The sequence below is a fragment of the Aliivibrio sp. S2TY2 genome (assembly GCF_028765525.1).
GTDB lineage: Bacteria > Pseudomonadota > Gammaproteobacteria > Enterobacterales > Vibrionaceae > Aliivibrio > Aliivibrio finisterrensis_A.
On the sequence record NZ_JARACS010000003.1, the window covers coordinates 166,063 to 187,075 of the forward strand.

The window sequence follows — 21,013 nt, forward strand, 5'->3', positions numbered from 1 at the left end:
CCTTGATAAAGTATTCTGCCTACTTATATAGACAGTAATTTAATCAAAATGTTACTGGGTCAGCCCATAATTGATTATGGGCTGCAACGTCCTGTTGTTTACTTATGAAGATTTTCGAACACGTAAGTACCACTCTGCTAATAGACGGACTTGCTTTTTGGTGTAGCCTTTTTCCATCATACGAGCAACGAAGTTATCGTGTTTTTTCTGATCGTCAGTGGAGGTTTTTCCATTAAAGGAGATGACAGGAAGTAAATCCTCGGTGTTTGAGAACATTTTCTTCTCGATAACGACACGAAGTTTTTCGTAACTTGTCCAATTTGGATTTTGGCCATTGTTATTTGCCTTCGCTCTTAGAACAAAGTTAACAATTTCATTTCGAAAATCTTTCGGGTTACTGATCCCTGCGGTTTTTTCAATTTTTTCTAATTCATCATTGAGGGCAGAGCGGTCAAACAGTTGTCCCGTTTCAGGATCTCGATATTCTTGGTCTTGAATCCAAAAATCGGCATAGGTGACATAACGGTCAAAAATGTTTTGTCCGTACTCAGAGTAAGATTCTAGGTAAGCGGTTTGAATTTCTTTACCAATAAACTCTACGTATTTAGGGACTAAGAAACCTTTAACGAACTCTGTGTATTTATCAGCAATATCTTGAGCAAATTGCTCTCGTTCGATCTGTTGTTCAATAACATAGAATAGATGAACAGGGTTGGCGGCAACTTCGGTTTGGTCAAAGTTAAATACACGAGATAGAATTTTAAAAGCGAACCGTGTTGAAAGCCCTGACATGCCTTCATCGACTCCTGCAAAATCACGATACTCTTGATAGCTTTTGGCTTTTGGATCGGTGTCTTTAAGTGTTTCACCATCATAAACGCGCATTTTTGAGAACAGAGATGAGTTCTCAGGATCTTTTAGGCGCGAAAGTATCGAGAATTGAGCCAAAATATCTAAGGTACTTGGAGAACAAGGCGCATGAAATAGATCACTGTGTTCCAATAGCTTTTGATAGATTTTGACTTCTTCAGATACTCGTAAACAATAAGGAACTTTAACTATGTATACCCTATCTAGAAAGGCCTCATTGTTTTTGTTGTTTCTGAACGTCTGCCATTCTGATTCATTCGAGTGAGCCAAAATCATGCCGTCAAAAGGCAGAGCGGATAATCCTTCTGTACCGTTGAAGTTACCTTCTTGGGTTGCTGTTAATAGAGGATGAAGTACTTTGATTGGTGCTTTAAACATCTCTACAAACTCCATTAAGCCTTGGTTGGCTTTACACAGGGAGCCTGAATAACTATAAGCATCAGGATCATCTTGGGCAAAATGCTCTAATTGACGAATATCTACTTTACCAACAAGAGAGGAGATATCTTGATTGTTCTCATCCCCCGGTTCTGTTTTTGCTATCCCTATTTGGTCGAGAATTGATGGATGCACTTTAATTACTTTAAATTTGGTTATATCGCCACCAAATTCATGTAATCTTTTTGCTGCCCACGGAGACATTATTGAGCGTAGGTTACGAGGCTCGATGCCGTATTCTTGTTTTAGTAATTCACCATCTTCTATTACATCAAATAAACAGAAAGGGTGATCGTTTACAGGGCTTCGTTCTCCATTGGCACTTAATATATAAATAGGCAATTTCTGCATTAAGCTTTTTAGTTTTTCAGCGAGCGATGATTTACCGCCACCCACAGGACCTAATAGGTAGAGTACCTGTTTACGCTCCTCAAGACCTTGAGCAGCATGCTTAAGATAAGAAACAATTTGTTCAATGGGTTCCTCCATCCCATAGAAGTCTTTAAAGGTTTCATAGCGAGAAATAACTCTGTTAGAAAAAATACGACTAAGCTGAGGATCAAGTGCAGTGTCTATGACTTCAGGTTCGCCAATAGCCATAAGGAGTCTTTCTGCTGCATTGGCATAAGCACTTTTGTCATTACTACATAGGGACAAGAAATCTTGCAGTGACATCTCTTCATCTTTTGCCGCTTCATAACGGGCTTGATAGTGGTCAAAAATACTCATATCCATTTCCTCTCGTCATCCGTTTTTTTAATTAAGCTTCTATAAGGTTAGTTACTAAACCCTTATTTTGTCCAAGAAAAAACTAAAAATAGAATGAAAATTAATCAAGAAATGTGGCAATGCGCAGATATAAAAAAGGCGAACTTTGAAAAGTTCGCCAGTTAATATTTTTATCAGTAGTTCAATTATTTACTGTGATACTGCTCGCAGGCAAGTAATGTGTTTTCAATAAGACTAGCAACTGTCATAGGTCCAACGCCACCAGGAACAGGAGTAATGTAGCTTGCTTTTGTTTTTGCTACGTCGTATTCAACATCACCGATTAACTTGCCTGAGTCTAAACGGTTGATACCTACATCGACTACGACTGCGCCTTCTTTAATCCACTCTCCTGGGATAAAGTTTGGTTTACCAACGGCAACGACAACAAGGTCGGCTTGGCGAATATGGTTTTCAAGATCTTTAGTGAATCGATGACAGGTTGTTGTTGTGCAACCAGCAAGAAGTAATTCAAGTGTCATAGGACGACCAACGATGTTTGATGCACCGACAACAACCGCATGCATTCCACGTACCTGAATATTGTAACGTTCAAGCAGGGTAATGATGCCTTTAGGTGTGCATGAACGCAATTTTGGAATGCGTTGAGAAAGGCGACCAACGTTATAGGGGTGAAAACCATCAACGTCTTTCTCTGGATCAATGTGCTCTAAAATTTTAGTACTGTCCATTCCTGCCGGAAGAGGAAGTTGAACTAAAATACCATCAATCTCTGCGTCTTGATTTAATGTGTCAATAATAGACAATAATTCAGCTTCTGTTGTGGTGGTTGGTAAATCGTAAGATTTTGAAATAAAGCCAACTTCTTCACAAGCACGGCGCTTGCTTCCAACATAAACTTGAGAGGCAGGATCTTGTCCAACAAGAACGACAGCAAGGCCAGGAGCTCGAAGTCCTGCTTCTACGCGAGCTTTAACGCGAGCACCAACTTCAGAGCGAACGGTTTGAGAAATGAGTTTTCCATCGATAATTTGAGCGGTCATAGTGATCCTTTGAAGGTCTAATACTAGGTTGACCCCCGTATTGTCGCAGAAAGTTAACTTAATAGCCATAGCGCAAACGTTTGCCTATTGGTGGGATACTCTCGTTAAAATGAGAACTATGATTTGTTTTTTAGGTAAAAATGATTTTTTATTTAATGATTAGATCAAAGAGTGCACGATCTGCCCTTTTTTTCATCATTCGGTAAGATAATGATAAGAAAAGGATTGATCTGTTTTCGGATATTCGTATAATCCTACCCCATAGAGCGCCCTTAGCTCAGCTGGATAGAGCACCTCCCTTCTAAGGAGGTGGTCGAAGGTTCGAATCCTTCAGGGCGTACCAAATTGAAAAAGCCGCATTAACCTTATGGTTAGTGCGGCTTTTTTCATTTCTGTCATATAACTTTTCAATGTGTTAGCGTTAGTTCATTACACTGTTAATGGATTACGCTCATGTCTTTTTGGAATGCTTTTTCAATTACAACTCGTTACGCTGAATTACCTCGCAGTTTTTTTACTTATGTTCAACCAACGCCGTTGGAAAATACACGTTGGGTTATATGGAACAGTAAACTTGCGGCACAGTTTGGTTTACCTGAAGATCCTGAGAGTAATACAGAGTTACTTTCTTCTTTTTCTGGCGAGCATGTTCCTGCTGTTTTTTCTCCACTAGCAATGAAATATGCAGGCCATCAATTTGGTGGATATAACCCTGAACTTGGTGATGGGCGAGGATTATTACTTGCTGAAATTAAGGATAAAGAAGGAAACAGTGTTGACCTTCATTTAAAAGGGGCAGGGTTAACGCCTTATTCTCGATCTGGCGATGGCCGAGCAGTACTTCGATCTACCATTCGTGAATATTTGTGCAGTGAAGCTATGGCTGGATTAGGTATCCCTACAACACGAGCATTAGGGATGATGACGAGTGATACTCCCGTTTTTAGGGAGGGTTATGAAACAGGAGCATTACTTGTCCGAATGGCTGAAACTCATATTCGATTTGGACATTTCGAACATCTGTTTTATTCAAATTTATTATCAGAGCAGAAATTATTGGCGGATAAGGTGATTGAGTGGCATTACCCTCAATGTATAGCTAAGGATAAACCCTATGCAGCAATGTTCGATGAAATCGCAGACAAAACAGCTTATATGATTGCGCATTGGCAGGCTGTTGGGTTCGCTCATGGGGTAATGAACACAGATAACATGTCGATCACTGGGCAAACGTTTGACTATGGCCCATTTGGTTTTTTAGATGATTATGAACCGAGCTATATTTGCAATCATTCAGATTACCAAGGCCGCTATGCATTTAATCAACAACCGAGAATAGGACTATGGAATCTATCGGCATTAGCGCATTCTCTTTCGTCATTGATTGAAAAATCAGACTTAGAATCCTCCTTAGAGAAGTATGAAACTCGCTTGGGTCATTATTTTAGTCAACTAATGAGAAAGAAATTGGGGTTACTTTCTAAACAAGAAGGAGATAGCCGATTATTTGAGTCGATGTTTGAATTATTGTCACAAAACTCTGTAGATTACACACGGTTTATGAGAGCGTTGTCTTATTTAGATAGTCAAGATAAGCAAACCGTTGTCGATTTGTTTTTAGATAGAGAAGCAGCAACACTCTGGGTTGAGCTATATTTGGCACGATGTGAGAAAGAAGAGAAGAGTGCAGAGATACGCTGTAAAGAAATGAGAAGGGTAAATCCTAAATACATTCTTAGAAATTATCTTGCTCAACAAGCCATTAATAAAGCGAAAGACGGTGATTATAGTGAGATTAAGACATTATCTATGTTGCTGGACTCTCCCTTTGATGAGCATCCTAGGTTTGAATCATATGCTCAATTACCACCTGAATGGGGAAAGAAAATGGAGATTAGTTGTTCATCTTAACTCATTGTTAATTTAATTTTTTATACACAATATAGCATTAGCTTGGATTCGAAGTTTTATTTAAGCTATGAAACATAAAGTGAAGTAATTCATCCATTGCTGTTTTGCGATTATCCTCTGTGTTTGTGTAACCTTGCGCTAAGACACTCCAAGAAGAATTGATTTGGTTTGGTAGAAATACAGCAATAAATATACTGGCTTTATCCGTTTCATTCTTATTATCTACAGGTTGTAAACCTGTCAATAATCCTGTTTCATTTAAAATTTTTGTATCACTAATAGCACTCTCAACTCCAAGTCCATAGCCAACATAAAAGTCAGCGAATGTAGGGTTGTCTGTATAAATAAATCCTTTCTGTGTTAATTCATTTTTTAGTGACTTGATGAAGCGTTGTTCAGTATTGTTTTCATTTAATGTGCTATTTAAATAATTGGCATTGATACTTGGATGCCAAGCAAATGTACGTTTGCCTGCGATGACATCATTAATGTTGCCAATGGTTACAAGATTTACAGTACTTTTTTCTTGATGCGTTTCGGACACGCAACCAGTAAGAAAAGTGAGGAGTAAAAAAGACAAGAAATATTTCAAAGTGATAACCTATTTGAGGGTAGTAATGAGGGTTGGAGTTTTATGATTAAGATAGGTTCAAAAAAGGTGAGTATCATTACTCACCTTTAAGATAATTACTCGAGGTAAGGTTATTTAACCGCTTCACCTTCAAGTGGTTTAATTTCACTGGCGTGAAAACCTTTTGGCCCTTCGTGGATTTCGTAAGTAACAGATTGACCTGCTTTTAGTGTGCGGTAGCCATCCATCTCAATAGTAGAATAGTGCGCAAAAATATCACCATCTTCACCTTCAGGACAAATGAAGCCAAACCCTTTGGCGTTATTGAACCATTTTACTGTACCTGTTGCCATGCTATACATCCCTCTGCATTTTTTAATTACCTAGCATAATATTTATCAATTAAGAATCTGCTTAATTGATAACCACTACAAGTACACTCTATTAAATCTAAAGAGGGAGTCAAGAACATTTTGTTTACTTTGTTAACATTTACGTTCAATATCATTTTTGCGATTAACATAATTATCAGTAATAACAATGTGATAAATTAAAGTGGTGTTAACTAAAAAAAGGCTCTATTCTTTAATTTGTTATCGATGATTTTCTATTCAATTAATAGGAAATTAAGTGATAAAGGCTCTAAATTGACATCTTTTGTTTGATGTAACTCTTCGTCTAGATTAGGCTCAATAGTAAGGGGATACCTTGACGTATCAGAAATGCTATTTAACTAATTAGTTGTCAACATGAGCAAATTATATGAATGGATTTCTCCTGATTCAGATGTACTAGAATTGGAGAAAACAGGATTAAAACCACCAGCAATGTATAAAGTGGTTTTAAATAATGATGATTACACTCCGATGGAGTTTGTTGTCGAAGTTTTAGATAAATTTTTTTCCATGGATTTGGAAAAAGCAACACAATTAATGTTAACCGTGCATTATGAAGGGAAAGCAGTATGTGGGATTTTTACTGCTGAAGTTGCTGAAACTAAAGTTGCGCAAGTCAATACGTATTCGCGTGATAATGAGCACCCACTACTGTGTACAATGGAGCAAGTATAAGCTTGTTCGTTACACCATCTTTTGGTGTTTTGGGAGGTTCCTATGCTAAATAAAGAATTAGAAGCGAGTTTAAACAGTGCGTTTGCTCGTGCACGAGAAAAACGTCATGAATTTATGACGGTAGAGCATTTATTACTGGCTCTATTAGAGAACCCATCAGCTCACGAAGCTCTTTTAGCGTGCCATGCAGATTTAAAAGCATTGGCAACTGAAATTGATGAATTCATAACACAAACAACACCTTTAATTCCTGCCGATGATGAAAGTCGAGAAACGCAACCAACATTAAGCTTTCAACGCGTTCTCCAACGTGCTGTTTTTCATGTTCAATCATCAGGCCGTAGTGAAGTTACGGGTGCTAATGTTCTGGTTGCTATTTTTAGTGAGCAAGAGTCACATGCCGCATACCTCCTTAAAAAGAACGACATTAGTCGATTAGATATTGTTAATTACATCTCTCATGGTGCTCCAGAGCATCGCGATGAAAATGCAGAATCAAATAATGTTGAAACGGCAGTAGAAGCAAGTTCAGAAGATAAATTAGAAAGTTTCGCAACGAACTTAAATCAAGTAGCGAAAAATGGGGGGATTGATCCTCTTATTGGACGTGATCAAGAGCTTGAACGTACAATTCAAGTGCTATGCCGTCGTCGTAAAAATAATCCATTACTTGTTGGTGAAGCGGGCGTTGGTAAAACGGCCATTGCTGAAGGTTTGGCGTGGCGCATTGTTGAGGGACAAGTTCCTGATGTAATTAAAGACTGCATTATTTATTCATTAGATATAGGTTCATTGCTTGCAGGAACTAAGTATCGTGGTGACTTTGAGAAACGCTTTAAAGCTATCTTAAAACAGCTTGAAAATGAAGAACATGCGGTATTATTCATTGATGAAATTCATACGATTATCGGTGCGGGTGCGGCGTCAGGCGGACAAGTGGATGCCGCTAACTTAATTAAGCCGCTATTAAGTAGTGGTAAGTTGCGTTGCATTGGCTCGACGACTTATCAAGAGCACAGCACTATTTTTGAAAAAGAGCGTGCATTGGCTCGTCGTTTCCAAAAAATTGATATTTTAGAACCATCATTAGATGACACAACGAAGATCCTTATTGGGCTGAAGAGCAAATATGAAGAACATCATGATGTTCGTTATACCAATAAAGCACTTCGTGCCGCTGTTGAGCTGTCAGCGAAATACATCAATGAACGTCATCTGCCAGACAAGGCGATTGATGTTATTGATGAGGCCGGAGCGCGTTGTCGTTTAACACCGGTTAGTCGTCGTAAGAAAACCATCAATGTTGCTGATATTGAGTCTATGGTTGCTAAGATGGCGCGTATTCCAGAGAAGTCGGTATCATCAAGCGATAAAGATGTTCTGAGAAAGCTGGATGATAAGCTTAAGATGTTGGTGTTTGGTCAAGATCAAGGTATTGATGCTTTATGTGAAGCGATTAAGCTAAGTCGAGCTGGTTTAGGTGCTGATAATAAACCTGTTGGTTCTTTCTTATTTGCAGGCCCTACAGGGGTTGGTAAAACAGAAGTGACGGTTCAGTTAGCTAAAGCGCTTGGTATTGAGCTTCTTCGTTTTGATATGTCTGAATACGGTGAGCGTCATACCGTGAGCCGCTTGATCGGTGCTCCCCCTGGTTATGTTGGTTACGAACAAGGTGGCCTACTGACAGATGCGGTAATTAAGCACCCACATTCTGTTGTATTATTGGATGAACTTGAAAAGGCACATCCAGATGTCTTTAACTTGTTACTTCAAGTTATGGATAACGGTACGTTAACAGATAATAACGGGCGTAAAGCGGATTTCCGAAATGTAATTTTCGTAATGACAACTAATGCAGGCGTTCAAGAAACGGTTAAGAAATCAATTGGTTTGATTCAGCAAGATCACAGTACTGATGCGATGGCTGCGATTAAGAAAGTCTTTACGCCAGAGTTTAGAAACCGTTTAGATAATATTATTTGGTTTGAACACTTAAGCAAAGATGTGATTTCACTTGTTGTTGAGAAATTCATTGTCGAGCTTCAAGTACAGCTGGATGCTCGTGGTGTGTCAATGGAAGTATCAAAAGAAGCGAAAGCATGGTTAGCTGAGAAAGGATACGACAAGGCCATGGGCGCACGTCCAATGGCTAGAGTTATCCAGGAAAACTTGAAAAAACCAATGGCAAACGAGCTTTTATTTGGTGAATTAGTAGATGGTGGTACGGTTCGCGTTAAATTAAATAAAGGTGAATTAGCATTTGAATTTACCAGCGAAGCAGAAGCTGTGCATTAATTGATATCTAGATAATAAAAAACCCAGTCATTGACTGGGTTTTTTTATATTATTTTAAAGCAGACTGAAAATTAATCTGCTAAAAATGACAAATTAACGAGCACGGAAGACGATACGGCCTTTAGATAAATCGTAAGGAGTCATTTCAACTGTTACTTTGTCACCAGTAAGAATACGAATGTAGTTTTTACGCATTTTACCTGAGATGTGAGCTGTAACAACGTGACCGTTTTCTAATTCTACGCGAAACATTGTGTTTGGCAGAGTATCTAGAACCGTGCCTTGTAGTTCAATTGCGTCTTCTTTTGCCATTGAATCCTCTTTAATATAGATAGCTTTGGCTGATTTTTAAGCGGCTAATAATGCCCTTAAAAATGATGTATGTAAAGTTTGGTGGGCATTTTACCCTTGCCAGACCATATTTACTAGCTTTTGGTTAGGTTTATATCGATCTTTATATTTCATCGCTGGGCAATCGTCTATTTGGTAACCAGGATAAAGCCAGTTCTTATTGAGCTCAATGCATAATTTTAACTGAATGAGTATAGATACGGTTCCAAGAGAAAGCGGGTGTAGAGGCTCAAAGAAGGTATACATAGCACTGATAGAATCGCTAAGAATGTCTGTGACAGCAATAGCAATTAGCGTGTCATTTTCATAAATATGAAGAAAGTGGTTTGGTAACCACTCGGCATGAGAAAATTCAAAGAATTGGTCTTTGTTTGCTGGGAACATACTGCCAGTTTGGTGACGAGTACTGATGTATCTGTCATATAGCTCGAACCATTCTTCATCCATCTCATTTTTTAGTTTATAAGTGAATGACGATATTTTATTTAATATACGCTTTTGACTTTTGCTAGGTGCAAATTCCTTAGCATTGATGCGTAGAGGTTGGCAAGCGTTACAGGCATTGCACATTGGCTTATAAATCGTGCCTCCACTACGTCTAAATCCTAAACGAATAAGCGCCTGATAACCAAGAGGCGAATGCAGTTCTTGCTCCATTGCTACACCTAATCGTTCTTGTTGCCCCGGAAGGTAGCTGCAAGTGCCTTCCGGAGTAAGTCCGACTTGAAGAGAAAATTTACTCATGGCTACGGTTTATTCCCTATTGATTGTGGTGCATAACAGCTTGGTGCGACTAATTTGTCGGTAAGCTCTCCTAGTTTCATTTTAAATTCAGAGCGATTCATTTCAGTAGCGCCTAAACTTTCGAGGTGAGGGTTCATCATTTGGCAGTCAATGAGCTCACCACCGGCTGCGGAAAAATGCTCACAAAATTTCCATAGTGCGATTTTTGAAGCATTCGTCTTTAATGAGAACATAGATTCGCCACAAAATATCTGGCCAATCTGAAGTCCGTATAATCCCCCAATTAGTGTTTCATTTTCCCATACTTCAACAGAGTGACAATAACCTAATGCTGCTAGTTGTTTATACGCAAAGATCATTTCAGGCATTATCCAAGTTTCTTCGGGGCCTCTTGTTGATGCACATAATTCAATGATCTGTTCAGTTACTGTATTTATGGTGATGCGATAGTTGGATTTACGAAAATACTTTTTAAGACTCTTAGATGGCGAGAATTGACGAGGTAAAAAGACACCTCGAATCGAAGGACTCCACCATAAAATAGGGTCGCCTTCGCTATACCAAGGGAAAATACCGTGTTGGTAAGCATTGATAAGACGATTGGCAGATAAATCGCCTCCCATAGCAAGTAATCCATCAGGTTCGGTTAATGCACTTTCTATTGAAGGAAAAGCGCTGTGCATATCTGAATCAAGTTGTTGTAAATATATAGTCATAAATAAAAGAAATAAGTATTCATTATTTTTAAGTAAAGAGACGACATTGCCTCTGGTACAACGCTTTGGTTTTCGTTACTCTGAAGGAATGAAGAATAACAAAAAATAACAATGAAAGCTGAAACAGCTATGTCATCATGAGGTGAAATACCGAGCATAGCGTTATTATTTATTTGTATAGGAATTTTTACATAAACATGGAAAGCTTAACTCTTCAACCAATTTCAAAAATTGATGGTCAAATAAACCTACCTGGCTCAAAAAGTGTGTCCAATCGTGCATTGTTACTGGCGGCGTTGGCATCTGGAAAAACAAAACTAACCAACCTGCTTGATAGTGATGATATTCGTCATATGCTTAATGCGCTAAAAGCACTTGGTGTTGAATATACATTATCCGAAGATAAAACAGTGTGTGAAGTAACAGGCTTAGGTCGTGCTTTTGAACCCAATGAGGCATTAGAATTGTTTCTTGGTAATGCAGGAACGGCAATGCGCCCATTAGCGGCAGCGTTATGCTTAGGTAAGGGTGAGTTTGTCCTTACTGGTGAGCCTCGTATGAAAGAACGTCCAATTGGGCATCTTGTCACTGCATTAAAAGCCGCAGGCGCAGATGTTGAATATTTAGAAAATGAAAACTATCCACCGCTAAAAATAAAAGGCACAGGCCTTAGCGGAGGAACGGTTGATATTGATGGTTCTATCTCAAGCCAATTTCTAACTGCTTTTTTAATGGCTGCACCACTATCAACACAAGAGACGACCATTAATATTATTGGCGACTTGGTTTCAAAACCTTATATAGACATCACTTTGGATATAATGGCGACGTTTGGTGTTGAGATTGAAAATCAAAATTATAAAACGTTTGTTGTGCCTGCGAATCAAACGTATGTTGCACCCGGTGACTTTCTTGTTGAAGGTGATGCATCATCAGCGTCTTATTTCTTAGCGGCGGCAGCCATTAAAGGTGGTTCAGTTAAAGTCACGGGAATTGGCAAAAAAAGCATTCAAGGCGATGTTCAGTTTGCTGATGCGTTAGCGGCTATGGGTGCTGACATTGAATGGGGTGATGATTATGTTATTGCTCGTAAAGGTGAGCTAAAAGCCGTGGATATGGATTTTAATCATATTCCTGATGCCGCGATGACAATAGCGACTGCAGCGTTATTCGCGGAGGGCACGACCTCTATTCGCAATGTATATAACTGGCGTGTAAAAGAAACAGATCGCTTAGCGGCGATGGCGACAGAATTAAGAAAAGTGGGTGCAGAAGTCGAAGAAGGTGAGGATTACATTACGATAACGCCACCGACATCATTAAAGCATGCAGCGATTGATACTTATGACGATCACCGTATGGCGATGTGTTTTTCGCTTGTGGCATTAAGTGATACACCAGTCACTATTAACGATCCGGGCTGCACATCAAAAACATTTCCAGACTATTTTGAAAAATTAAAAGAACTGAGTGTCTAATTAATTATCAATAAACAAGCTTAAGATTTGTTGATACTAGCCCTGTGTAAAAAAACACAGGGCTTTTTTAGTTTTTAATAATCTAGAGTATATAAATAATCTGACTTGGGTATAATGCGCCCGTAGAAACCAATCACAATAATTAATTGGAGAACTCCATGACAACTCATTCACCAGTCGTTACTGTTGATGGTCCAAGTGGAGCAGGTAAAGGCACATTGTGTATGTTACTTGCAGAAAAGCTAGGTTATAACTTATTAGATTCCGGTGCAATTTATCGTGTGTTAGCACTAGCTGCGATTCATCACGGAGTAGATTTAAACTCAGAAGATGGACTTGTTCCTTTAGCCGCTAATTTAGACGTGCAATTTAAAGCGGAAGGCGAACTTGTTAAAGTCATTCTTGAAGGTGAGGATGTTTCGGCTGAACTTCGTAAAGAAGAAACAGGAATGGCGGCTTCAAAAGTTGCAGCGTTGCCACAAGTACGTGAAGCATTATTACGTCGCCAACGTGCATTTTCTGCTCAGCCTGGTCTAATTGCTGATGGCCGTGATATGGGCACAGTGGTGTTCCCAAGCGCTGAAGTGAAGATATTTTTAGATGCAAGTGCAGAAGAACGTGCGAATCGCCGTATGAAGCAGTTGCAACAGAAGGGGTTAGATGTTAAATTTGACCGTCTTTTAAGCGAAATCCAAGAACGTGATGATCGAGACCGCAATAGAGCTGTCGCGCCATTACGTCCTGCAGAAGACGCTTTAGTATTAGATTCAACTTCAATGAATATTGATGAAGTTGTCGCGCAAGCCATTACTTTTATTGAATCTAAGCTATAATGAAAACTTAGTTAGTTGCAAGGATGATAACTAACCTTACTATCAACCCCATGCGGTAGGATACCCATGGACGTTTAATATTGAAGATCAAATTAATGACTGAATCTTTTGCTCAACTCTTTGAAGAGTTTCTGAATGAAACTGAATTCCAACAAGGCAGCATCGTTAAAGGTACTGTAGTAGCTATCGAGAACGGTTTCGTTCTTGTTGACGCTGGCCTTAAGTCTGAAGCAGCTATCCCAGCTGAACAATTCAAGAACGCTGCTGGCGAACTTGAAGTTGAAGTTGGTTCTGAAGTAGACGTTGCTCTTGACGCTGTTGAAGACGGTTTCGGCGAAACTCAACTTTCTCGTGAGAAAGCGAAGCGTCACGAAGCTTGGATCCAACTTGAAAAAGCATACGAAGATGCTGAAACAGTTATGGGTGTTATCAACGGTAAAGTTAAAGGCGGCTTCACAGTTGAACTTAACGGTATCCGTGCATTCCTACCTGGTTCTCTTGTTGATGTACGTCCAGTACGTGACACTCTGCACCTTGAAGGCAAAGAGCTAGAGTTCAAAGTAATCAAACTTGACCAAAAGCGTAACAACGTTGTTGTTTCACGTCGTGCTGTTATCGAATCTGAAAACAGTGTTGAGCGTGACGAGTTACTTGCTTCTCTACAAGAAGGCATGGAAGTTAAAGGTATCGTTAAGAACCTTACTGACTACGGTGCATTCGTTGATCTAGGTGGCGTTGACGGTCTACTACACATCACAGATATGGCTTGGAAGCGTGTTAAGCACCCATCTGAGATCGTAAATGTTGGTGACGAGATCAATGTTAAAGTTCTTAAGTTCGATCGTGAGCGCACTCGTGTTTCTCTAGGTCTTAAGCAACTTGGCGAAGATCCATGGGTAGCTATCGCTAAGCGTTACCCAGAAGGTCACAAACTTTCTGGTCGTGTTACTAACCTAACTGACTACGGCTGCTTCGTTGAAATCGAAGAAGGCGTTGAAGGTCTAGTACACGTTTCTGAAATGGATTGGACTAACAAGAACATCCACCCTTCTAAAGTTGTTAATGTAGGCGACGAAGTTGAGGTTATGGTTCTTGAGATTGACGAAGAACGTCGTCGTATCTCTCTAGGTCTTAAGCAATGTAAAGCTAACCCATGGCAGACATTCGCTGAAGCGCAAGCTAAAGGCGACCACGTTACTGGTAAGATCAAATCTATCACTGACTTTGGTATCTTCATCGGTCTTGACGGCGGCATCGACGGTCTAGTTCACCTATCTGACATTTCTTGGAATGCTACAGGTGAAGACGCGGTACGTGAGTACAAGAAAGGCGACGAAATCTCTGCTGTTGTTCTAGCAGTAGATGCAGAGCGTGAGCGTATTTCTCTAGGTGTTAAACAAATGGAAGAAGACCCATTTAACAACTACCTAGCAGACAACAAGAAAGGTACTCTAGTAAACGGTACTGTTTCAGCTGTTGACGCTAAAGGCGCTACAATCACTCTTGCAGACAGCGTAGAAGGTTACATCCGTACTTCTGAGCTATCTCGCGACCGTGTTGAAGATGCATCTCTAATCTTAAGCGTTGGCGATAGCGTTGAAGCGAAGTTCACTGGTGTAGACCGTAAGAACCGCGTAGTTAACCTATCTATCAAAGCTAAAGATGAAGCTGACGAGCAAGAAGCAATGGCTTCACTGAACACTAAGTCTGAAGACGGTGGTTTCGGTAACGCAATGGCTGACGCTTTCAAAGCAGCTAAAGGCGAATAAGTAAATTTAAAGGGAGCGTAATGCTCCCTTTTCTTTCGATAACGTAGGAGAGGTCATTTATGACAAAATCTGAACTGATTGAACAACTGTGTAGTAAAAAGCCTCAACTTTCTGCTAAGCAGGTTGAAGATACAGTCAAGGAAATCCTTGAACAGATGGCAACAACGCTAGAGGGCGGTGATCGTATAGAGATTCGTGGTTTTGGTAGTTTTTCTCTACACTATCGAGAGCCTCGTTTAGGTCGTAATCCAAAAACTGGTGATAAAGTAGAATTGGACGGTAAGTTCGTTCCTCATTTTAAACCAGGTAAAGAACTGCGTGAACGTGTGAATTTCAGCTAATGTAAATTGGCATATAAAAACGGCATACTTTTTAGTATGCCGTTTTTTTATGTTCATTTTCAGTGCGTTTAGGTGTATCTTTAGAGCTGTAAAATAAGATATTGTTAGATGTTCATTAACTGGAGGGAATACCAGTGAAAATTGTTGTAGCTATTTTATTATTATCTTTATTTCTGATCTCATTAGCGGTCGGTGCACAAAACCAGATTATTGTTAATTTTAACTATTTGTTGGCACAGGGTGATTTTCAATTATCAACCTTGCTAGGAATATTCTTTGCGACTGGTTTTGGTTTAGGCTGGCTGATTTGTGGCAGTATGTATTTAAAAGTGAGTATGACGCAGCGTCGTTTACGTAAGCGTCTCGATAAACAAACTGCAGAGTTGAATAAACTGCGTTTGGATTCAACCAAAGGGTAGTGACTAAATGTTAGAACTGCTATTCCTATTATTACCTATTGCGGCCGGTTATGGTTGGTATATGGGTAATAGGAGTGCGACACAACAACGTCAAAGAGATACAAATCACCTGTCACGTCAATACGTGGCGGGTCTGAATCTATTGCTGTCTGATCAGTCAGATAAAGCAGTAGATCACTTTATCGAGCTCCTTCAGGTCGATAGCGATACGATAGATACCCATCTTGCATTAGGTAACCTTTTCAGAAGCCGTGGTGAAGTGGACCGCGCCATCAAAATTCATCAAAACCTCATCGCTCGTCCAAACTTAACGTTAGATCAACGAAATATAGCACTTCAACAACTTGCAAAAGATTATATGGTTGCTGGTATTTTGGATCGTGCCGAAAAAATATTTGAGCAGTTAGTGGACGAGCCTGATCATAAAGAAGCCGCTTTACTTCAGTTAGTTGCTATTCATCAACAAACAAGAGAATGGGAACAAGCCATTACCTTTGCTAATAGTTTAGTGAAAATGGGTAAGAAAAAGCTAAAACCCGACATTGCTCATTATTATTGTGAATTAGCAATGCAAGAGCTTGCTGATAGTAACTTAAATAAAGCAAAACAGAATTTGAAAAAAGCCTTATCTATTGATAATAACTGCGTTCGAGCATCAATAATGATGGCGAAATTATTAATAGAAGAAGAAAGCTATAAAGCGGCTGCAGCGCAATTAGAATCCGTTTTAGATCAAGATATTGATTTTATCAGTGAGGCATTACCATTACTTGCAGAGTGTTATGAACACTTAGATAGAGAAGGTTCATTGCTTAACTTTTTAAAAGAAGCGATAGCAAAAGGCGCAGGTGCAAGTGCAGAGCTTATGCTGTCTAATTTAATTGCAAAGCATGAAGGTACAGCATTAGCTCAAGGTTATATGACTAAGCAACTGCTAAAAAATCCGACAATGAAAGGCTTCTATCGTCTTATGGGCTATCATGTTGATGAAGCTGAAGATGGTAGAGCAAAAGCCAGTTTATCGAGTTTACAAAACCTAGTTGGTGAGCAATTAAAAATGAAACCGAATTATCGTTGTTGTAAATGCGGTTTCTCTGCCCATCGATTATTTTGGCAATGTCCATCCTGTAAAGGGTGGGGAGCAATTAAGCCTATAAAGGGTTTAGATGGTGAATAATGAAGAGGCGCTCTTAGTGCCTCTTTTTTTGAGTAAAACAAAATGAGCAATTCCAAAGGAGAGAAAATGAAAGACCAAAAGGTGATCGTTGCATTGGATTATGATAATCAAGCAGATGCATTAGCGTTTGTTGATAAAATTGATCCTAGCTCTTGCCGCTTGAAAGTGGGTAAAGAGATGTTTACTTTATTTGGCCCTGAGTTTGTAAAGGAACTTCATAAACGTGGTTTTTCTGTTTTTCTAGATTTAAAGTTCCATGATATCCCTAATACTTGTTCAAAAGCAGTGCGTGCAGCCGCTGAAATGGGTGTGTGGATGGTGAATGTTCATGCTAGTGGTGGTGAACGTATGATGACGGCATCACGTGAAATTTTAGAACCATATGGAAAAGATCGTCCATTGCTTATTGGTGTAACAGTACTAACAAGTATGGAGCAACAAGATTTAGCGGGCATTGGTTTAGATATTGCTCCACAAGAACAAGTGAAACGTCTTGCTGCATTGACTAAGAATAGTGGTTTAGATGGCGTAGTATGTTCAGCACAAGAAGCTTCAATGTTGAAGGCTGACCTAGGTAAAGACTTTCAGTTAGTGACTCCTGGCATTCGTCCAGCAGGTGCTGATATCGGTGACCAAAAACGTATTATGACGCCGGTTGATGCAATTACCTCTGGTTCTGATTATTTAGTGATTGGTCGCCCAATTACACAGGCAGAGAATCCATCACAAGTATTAAGTGAGATTAACCTGTCTCTAGCGTCAGTTTTATAAGTGTGTAATCGCTTATAAATAGATAAAAAAATAGAGACCATTTGGTCTCTATTTTTGTTTGTAAGTTGTACCAATCACAGTAAGTAAGTTATTTACTACGATTGGTATTATCTTTTAGAAAAAGAATTACATTACACGCATACCAGGTTGAGCACCTTCGTGTGGTTCAAGAATCCAAAGATCTTTACCACCAGGGCCTGCAGCTAGGATCATGCCTTCAGACATACCAAACTTCATCTTACGAGGTTTAAGGTTAGCAACCATCACGGTTAACTTGCCTTCCAGCTCTTCAGGTTTGTATGCTGATTTGATTCCAGAGAACACTTGACGAGTCTCACCGCCAATGTCCAGTTGGAATTTAAGTAGCTTGTTTGCTTTTGGCACTTCTTCACAAGAGATAATACGTGCAATGCGCATATCAACCGCTTCGAATGCATCAAACTCAATCTCATCTGCGATTGGGTCTTTATCTAGTTCAGTTTGGCTTGCTTTTTCTTTTTCCGCTTCAGCTTTCTCTTTTGCGGCCATTTCTACAGCTGCATCTTCTTTTGATTCTTCAACCATAGCTTCAACTTTCTTAGGGTCGATTCGAGCAAATAGCGCTTTAAACGTAGTGATTTCGTGAGACGTTAATGGTTGTGTAACGCCTTCCCACGTTAACGTTTCGTTTAAGAAAGCTTCAGTACGTGCAGCAAGCTCTGGCATTACAGGTTTTAGGTAAGCCATTAGGACACGGAACAAGTTAATACCTACAGAAGAAACTTCTTGTAGCTCTTGCTCTTTGCCTTCTTCTTTTGCTAATACCCAAGGAGCTTTTTCATCAATGTACTGATTTGCTTTGTCTGCAAGCGCGGTAATCTCACGAATAGCACGGCTAAATTCACGAGTTTCGTATAGCTCAGCAATACGATCAGCTGCTGCAATAAATTCATTGTAAAGCTCAGGCTCTGCAAAGTTATCTGCTAGTTTGCCATCAAAGCGTTTAGTAATGAAGCCAGCGTTACGAGAAGCTAGGTTAACAATCTTATTTACTACATCAGAGTTTACACGTTGAGTGAAGTCTTCAAGGTTTAAATCAAGATCGTCAATACGGCTATTTAGTTTAGCGGCATAGTAGTAACGTAGACACTCAGGATCTAAGTGATTTAAGTAAGTACCCGCTTTAATGAAAGTGCCTTTAGATTTAGACATTTTCGCGCCATTCACCGTGACATAACCATGGACAAATACATTGTTTGGCTTACGGAAACCTGCGCCATCAAGCATTGCAGGCCAGAATAGGCTGTGGAAATATACGATGTCTTTACCGATGAAGTGGTAAAGCTCAGTCGTGCTGTCTTTTTTCCAGTATTCATCAAAGTTTAGATCGTCACGTTTGTTACAAAGGTTTTTGAAAGAACCCATATAGCCAATAGGAGCGTCTAACCAAACGTAGAAGAATTTATTTGTTTCACCAGGAATTTTAAAGCCAAAGTAAGGTGCATCACGAGAGATGTCCCATTGTTGTAAACCTGATTCAAACCATTCTTGCATCTTATTTGCTGTTTCTGATTGTAAAGAACCAGAGCGAGTCCATTCTTTCAGCATGCTTTCAAACTGAGGTAAGTCAAAGAAGAAATGCTCAGAATCTTTCATTACTGGAGTTGCACCAGACACTGCCGACTTAGGATTAATCAGATCAGTAGGGCTATATGTTTCGCCACAGTTATCACAGTTATCACCGTATTGTTCTTCTGCTTTACATTTCGGGCAAGTGCCTTTTACGAAGCGGTCAGGTAAGAACATTTCTTTTTCAGGATCGAATAACTGAGAAATAGTGCGGCTAGTAATAAAGCCGTTTTTCTTTAGCTCTAAATAGATATGAGAGGCTAACTCACGGTTTTCATCACTGTGTGTGCTGTGATAGTTATCAAAGCTAATGTCGAAGCCTGCGAAATCTTTCTGATGCTCTTCGCTTACTGCTGCAATCATTTCTTCAGGAGTGATACCCATCTGTTGAGCTTTAAGCATGATTGGTGTGCCGTGAGCGTCATCTGCACAAATAAAGTTAACGTCGTTGCCGCGTAAACGTTGGTAACGAACCCAGATATCCGCTTGGATATGCTCAAGCATATGACCTAGGTGGATTGAACCGTTTGCATACGGTAGGGCACATGTAACCAGAATTTTTCTCGGATCTGTAGCCATATCTTCTCTTTCGCTTAATGTGATGGGTGAAAATTTTAAGAGATAAATAGTACCTGAAGCGAGCTAGAAAGCATAGAGGATCAAAGACTCAATTAGTGCTAGGATGAGTAAAAATAATCAAGGAATAGGTAAGATGGCATTTACAACGATGGCTGAGATTAAAAATTGGTTAAATGAATTTACGCATTCGCAACTTTGTGAGGGATGGGCTGATATACCAAACTTGGTATCACTGACAGCTAACGGCACTGTTACTGTAACCCTCCCTTTTGTCTCTATCTCCTTAAAGCAAGAGTTATTGGCTTGGGCTGAGCAACAAAAACAGAGTTTACAACTGGATTCACTCTCTTTTGATGTGGTGACTAAACCAGCAACCTTAAAAACAGATAAACCTGCAGTTAAAGGGGTGAAAAATATCATTGCTGTTAGTTCTGGCAAAGGTGGGGTTGGTAAATCAACAACTGCGGTGAATTTGGCATTAGCGTTACATCATTTAGGCGCTCGAGTTGGAATATTAGATGCGGATATTTATGGGCCATCTGTTCCTTTAATGTTGGGCGTAGAAGATAAAAAACCAAACATTGTAGACAATAACCGCATGATGCCAGTAGAGGCTCATGGTATTTACAGTAATTCAATTGGTTATTTAGTAGATAAAGCAGAAGCGGCGGTGTGGCGTGGTCCAATGGCGTCAAAGGCATTATCTCAATTACTTAATGAAACATGGTGGCCAGAGCTGGATTATCTTGTTATTGATATGCCACCAGGAACAGGAGATATTCAACTAACGCTATCTCAGCAGATACCAACGACTGGAGCAGTAATAGTTACTACACCACAGGATCTTGCATTAACTGATGCGATTAAAGGAGTGAACATGTTTACGAAAGTAGATGTTCCTGTTATTGGCATCGTTGAGAATATGAGTGTGCATATTTGCTCACAATGCGGTTATGAAGAAGCCATTTTTGGAACCGGTGGTGCAGAGTTAATGGCGAAGAAGTATTCAATTCCATTACTTGGTAAGTTGCCATTGCATATAGATATTCGCAGTGAGACTGATTCAGGTACGCCAAGTGTTGCCGAAAACCTAGCGAGTGCCCATAGTCAGCTTTATATTCAGCTCGCAGAACAAGTATCTAGTCGATTATATTGGCAAGGAGAGGTTATTGCTGACCAAATAATGTTCAAGTCTTTATAGTGTCGGTGTTTAGCGTAATTATCGGTGGAAAGTATCGTTCGTAATCCCTATAATTAGGCGGTTTTATTTTAATAACCGCATCTCGCACACTTTTAGGTA

At 39.6% G+C, this 21,013-nt stretch carries 19 protein-coding genes and 1 tRNA gene; 12 read left to right on the forward strand and 8 right to left on the reverse strand.

What is annotated here, in order from left to right:
• Window positions 1-102: 102 nt before the first annotated feature.
• Entirely contained in the window at window positions 103-2,037 is a 1,935-nt protein-coding gene (locus tag PVK63_RS07140) for a PrkA family serine protein kinase (RefSeq protein WP_274440173.1), read from the reverse strand.
• Window positions 2,038-2,222: 185 nt separating this feature from the next.
• On the reverse strand, window positions 2,223-3,080 hold the full coding sequence (folD, locus tag PVK63_RS07145; protein WP_130044215.1) for a bifunctional methylenetetrahydrofolate dehydrogenase/methenyltetrahydrofolate cyclohydrolase FolD: 858 nt from the start codon (window positions 3,078-3,080) through the stop codon (window positions 2,223-2,225).
• Between the two features lie 266 nt (window positions 3,081-3,346).
• Here folD and PVK63_RS07150 point away from each other — a divergent pair.
• Both PVK63_RS07150 and PVK63_RS07155 read left to right on the forward strand, forming a co-directional pair.
• Window positions 3,347-3,423, forward strand: a tRNA-Arg gene (locus PVK63_RS07150).
• Between the two features lie 110 nt (window positions 3,424-3,533).
• Window positions 3,534-4,991, forward strand: coding sequence for a protein adenylyltransferase SelO (locus tag PVK63_RS07155; protein ID WP_274440175.1), 1,458 nt, complete (start codon window positions 3,534-3,536; stop codon window positions 4,989-4,991).
• Window positions 4,992-5,028: 37 nt separating this feature from the next.
• Here PVK63_RS07155 and PVK63_RS07160 read toward each other — a convergent pair whose 3' ends face one another.
• Together PVK63_RS07160 and cspD are read right to left on the reverse strand one after the other, a co-directional pair.
• A complete protein-coding gene (locus tag PVK63_RS07160; RefSeq protein ID WP_274440177.1) occupies window positions 5,029-5,571 on the reverse strand; it encodes a DUF4136 domain-containing protein in 543 nt (180 codons plus the stop codon).
• 122 nt (window positions 5,572-5,693) lie between these two features.
• Window positions 5,694-5,915: a cold shock domain-containing protein CspD gene (cspD, locus tag PVK63_RS07165; RefSeq protein ID WP_130044218.1), complete on the reverse strand. Its 222-nt coding sequence runs from the start codon at window positions 5,913-5,915 to the stop codon at window positions 5,694-5,696.
• 396 nt (window positions 5,916-6,311) lie between these two features.
• Here cspD and clpS point away from each other — a divergent pair, with 396 nt between their 5' ends.
• Both clpS and clpA read left to right on the forward strand, forming a co-directional pair.
• Window positions 6,312-6,632, forward strand: a complete 321-nt coding sequence (clpS, locus tag PVK63_RS07170) for an ATP-dependent Clp protease adapter ClpS (RefSeq protein ID WP_130044219.1) — start codon at window positions 6,312-6,314, stop codon at window positions 6,630-6,632.
• 42 nt (window positions 6,633-6,674) lie between these two features.
• Window positions 6,675-8,927, forward strand: coding sequence for an ATP-dependent Clp protease ATP-binding subunit ClpA (clpA, locus tag PVK63_RS07175; RefSeq protein WP_130044220.1), 2,253 nt, complete (start codon window positions 6,675-6,677; stop codon window positions 8,925-8,927).
• A 93-nt stretch (window positions 8,928-9,020) separates the two neighbouring features.
• Here clpA and infA read toward each other — a convergent pair whose 3' ends face one another.
• The 3 genes from infA to aat form a co-directional block, all read right to left on the reverse strand.
• Complete coding sequence (gene infA, locus PVK63_RS07180; RefSeq protein ID WP_005420180.1) at window positions 9,021-9,239, reverse strand: translation initiation factor IF-1; 219 nt, start codon at window positions 9,237-9,239, stop codon at window positions 9,021-9,023.
• Between the two features lie 90 nt (window positions 9,240-9,329).
• Complete coding sequence (locus tag PVK63_RS07185) at window positions 9,330-10,022, reverse strand: arginyltransferase (protein ID WP_130086064.1); 693 nt, start codon at window positions 10,020-10,022, stop codon at window positions 9,330-9,332.
• 2 nt (window positions 10,023-10,024) lie between these two features.
• Window positions 10,025-10,738: a leucyl/phenylalanyl-tRNA--protein transferase gene (gene aat, locus PVK63_RS07190; RefSeq protein ID WP_274440178.1), complete on the reverse strand. Its 714-nt coding sequence runs from the start codon at window positions 10,736-10,738 to the stop codon at window positions 10,025-10,027.
• Window positions 10,739-10,935: 197 nt separating this feature from the next.
• On the opposite strand from aat, the gene aroA reads away from it, so the two are divergent.
• The 7 genes from aroA (at window position 10,936) to pyrF (ending at window position 17,526) form a co-directional block, all read left to right on the forward strand.
• The gene (aroA, locus tag PVK63_RS07195; RefSeq protein ID WP_130044223.1) at window positions 10,936-12,216 is read left to right on the forward strand and encodes a 3-phosphoshikimate 1-carboxyvinyltransferase; all 1,281 of its coding nucleotides are present in this window, start codon (window positions 10,936-10,938) and stop codon (window positions 12,214-12,216) included.
• A gap of 158 nt (window positions 12,217-12,374) precedes the next feature.
• The gene (cmk, locus tag PVK63_RS07200) at window positions 12,375-13,049 is read left to right on the forward strand and encodes a (d)CMP kinase (RefSeq protein WP_130044224.1); all 675 of its coding nucleotides are present in this window, start codon (window positions 12,375-12,377) and stop codon (window positions 13,047-13,049) included.
• 95 nt (window positions 13,050-13,144) lie between these two features.
• Complete coding sequence (gene rpsA / locus PVK63_RS07205) at window positions 13,145-14,818, forward strand: 30S ribosomal protein S1 (protein ID WP_130048233.1); 1,674 nt, start codon at window positions 13,145-13,147, stop codon at window positions 14,816-14,818.
• A 59-nt stretch (window positions 14,819-14,877) separates the two neighbouring features.
• Window positions 14,878-15,159 (forward strand): integration host factor subunit beta, encoded by a 282-nt coding sequence (gene ihfB / locus PVK63_RS07210; protein ID WP_045102545.1) that lies wholly within the window; start codon window positions 14,878-14,880, stop codon window positions 15,157-15,159.
• Between the two features lie 134 nt (window positions 15,160-15,293).
• Window positions 15,294-15,578: a LapA family protein gene (locus tag PVK63_RS07215; RefSeq protein ID WP_130044226.1), complete on the forward strand. Its 285-nt coding sequence runs from the start codon at window positions 15,294-15,296 to the stop codon at window positions 15,576-15,578.
• A 7-nt stretch (window positions 15,579-15,585) separates the two neighbouring features.
• Window positions 15,586-16,755 (forward strand): lipopolysaccharide assembly protein LapB, encoded by a 1,170-nt coding sequence (gene lapB, locus PVK63_RS07220; RefSeq protein WP_130086066.1) that lies wholly within the window; start codon window positions 15,586-15,588, stop codon window positions 16,753-16,755.
• A 66-nt stretch (window positions 16,756-16,821) separates the two neighbouring features.
• A complete protein-coding gene (gene pyrF, locus PVK63_RS07225; RefSeq protein ID WP_130086067.1) occupies window positions 16,822-17,526 on the forward strand; it encodes an orotidine-5'-phosphate decarboxylase in 705 nt (234 codons plus the stop codon).
• A 126-nt stretch (window positions 17,527-17,652) separates the two neighbouring features.
• On the opposite strand, the gene metG is transcribed toward pyrF, so the two are convergent.
• Window positions 17,653-19,713, reverse strand: a complete 2,061-nt coding sequence (gene metG, locus PVK63_RS07230) for a methionine--tRNA ligase (protein ID WP_130086068.1) — start codon at window positions 19,711-19,713, stop codon at window positions 17,653-17,655.
• Window positions 19,714-19,846: 133 nt separating this feature from the next.
• On the opposite strand from metG, the gene apbC reads away from it, so the two are divergent.
• The gene (apbC, locus tag PVK63_RS07235) at window positions 19,847-20,914 is read left to right on the forward strand and encodes an iron-sulfur cluster carrier protein ApbC (protein ID WP_130048229.1); all 1,068 of its coding nucleotides are present in this window, start codon (window positions 19,847-19,849) and stop codon (window positions 20,912-20,914) included.
• Window positions 20,915-21,013: the final 99 nt, after the last annotated feature.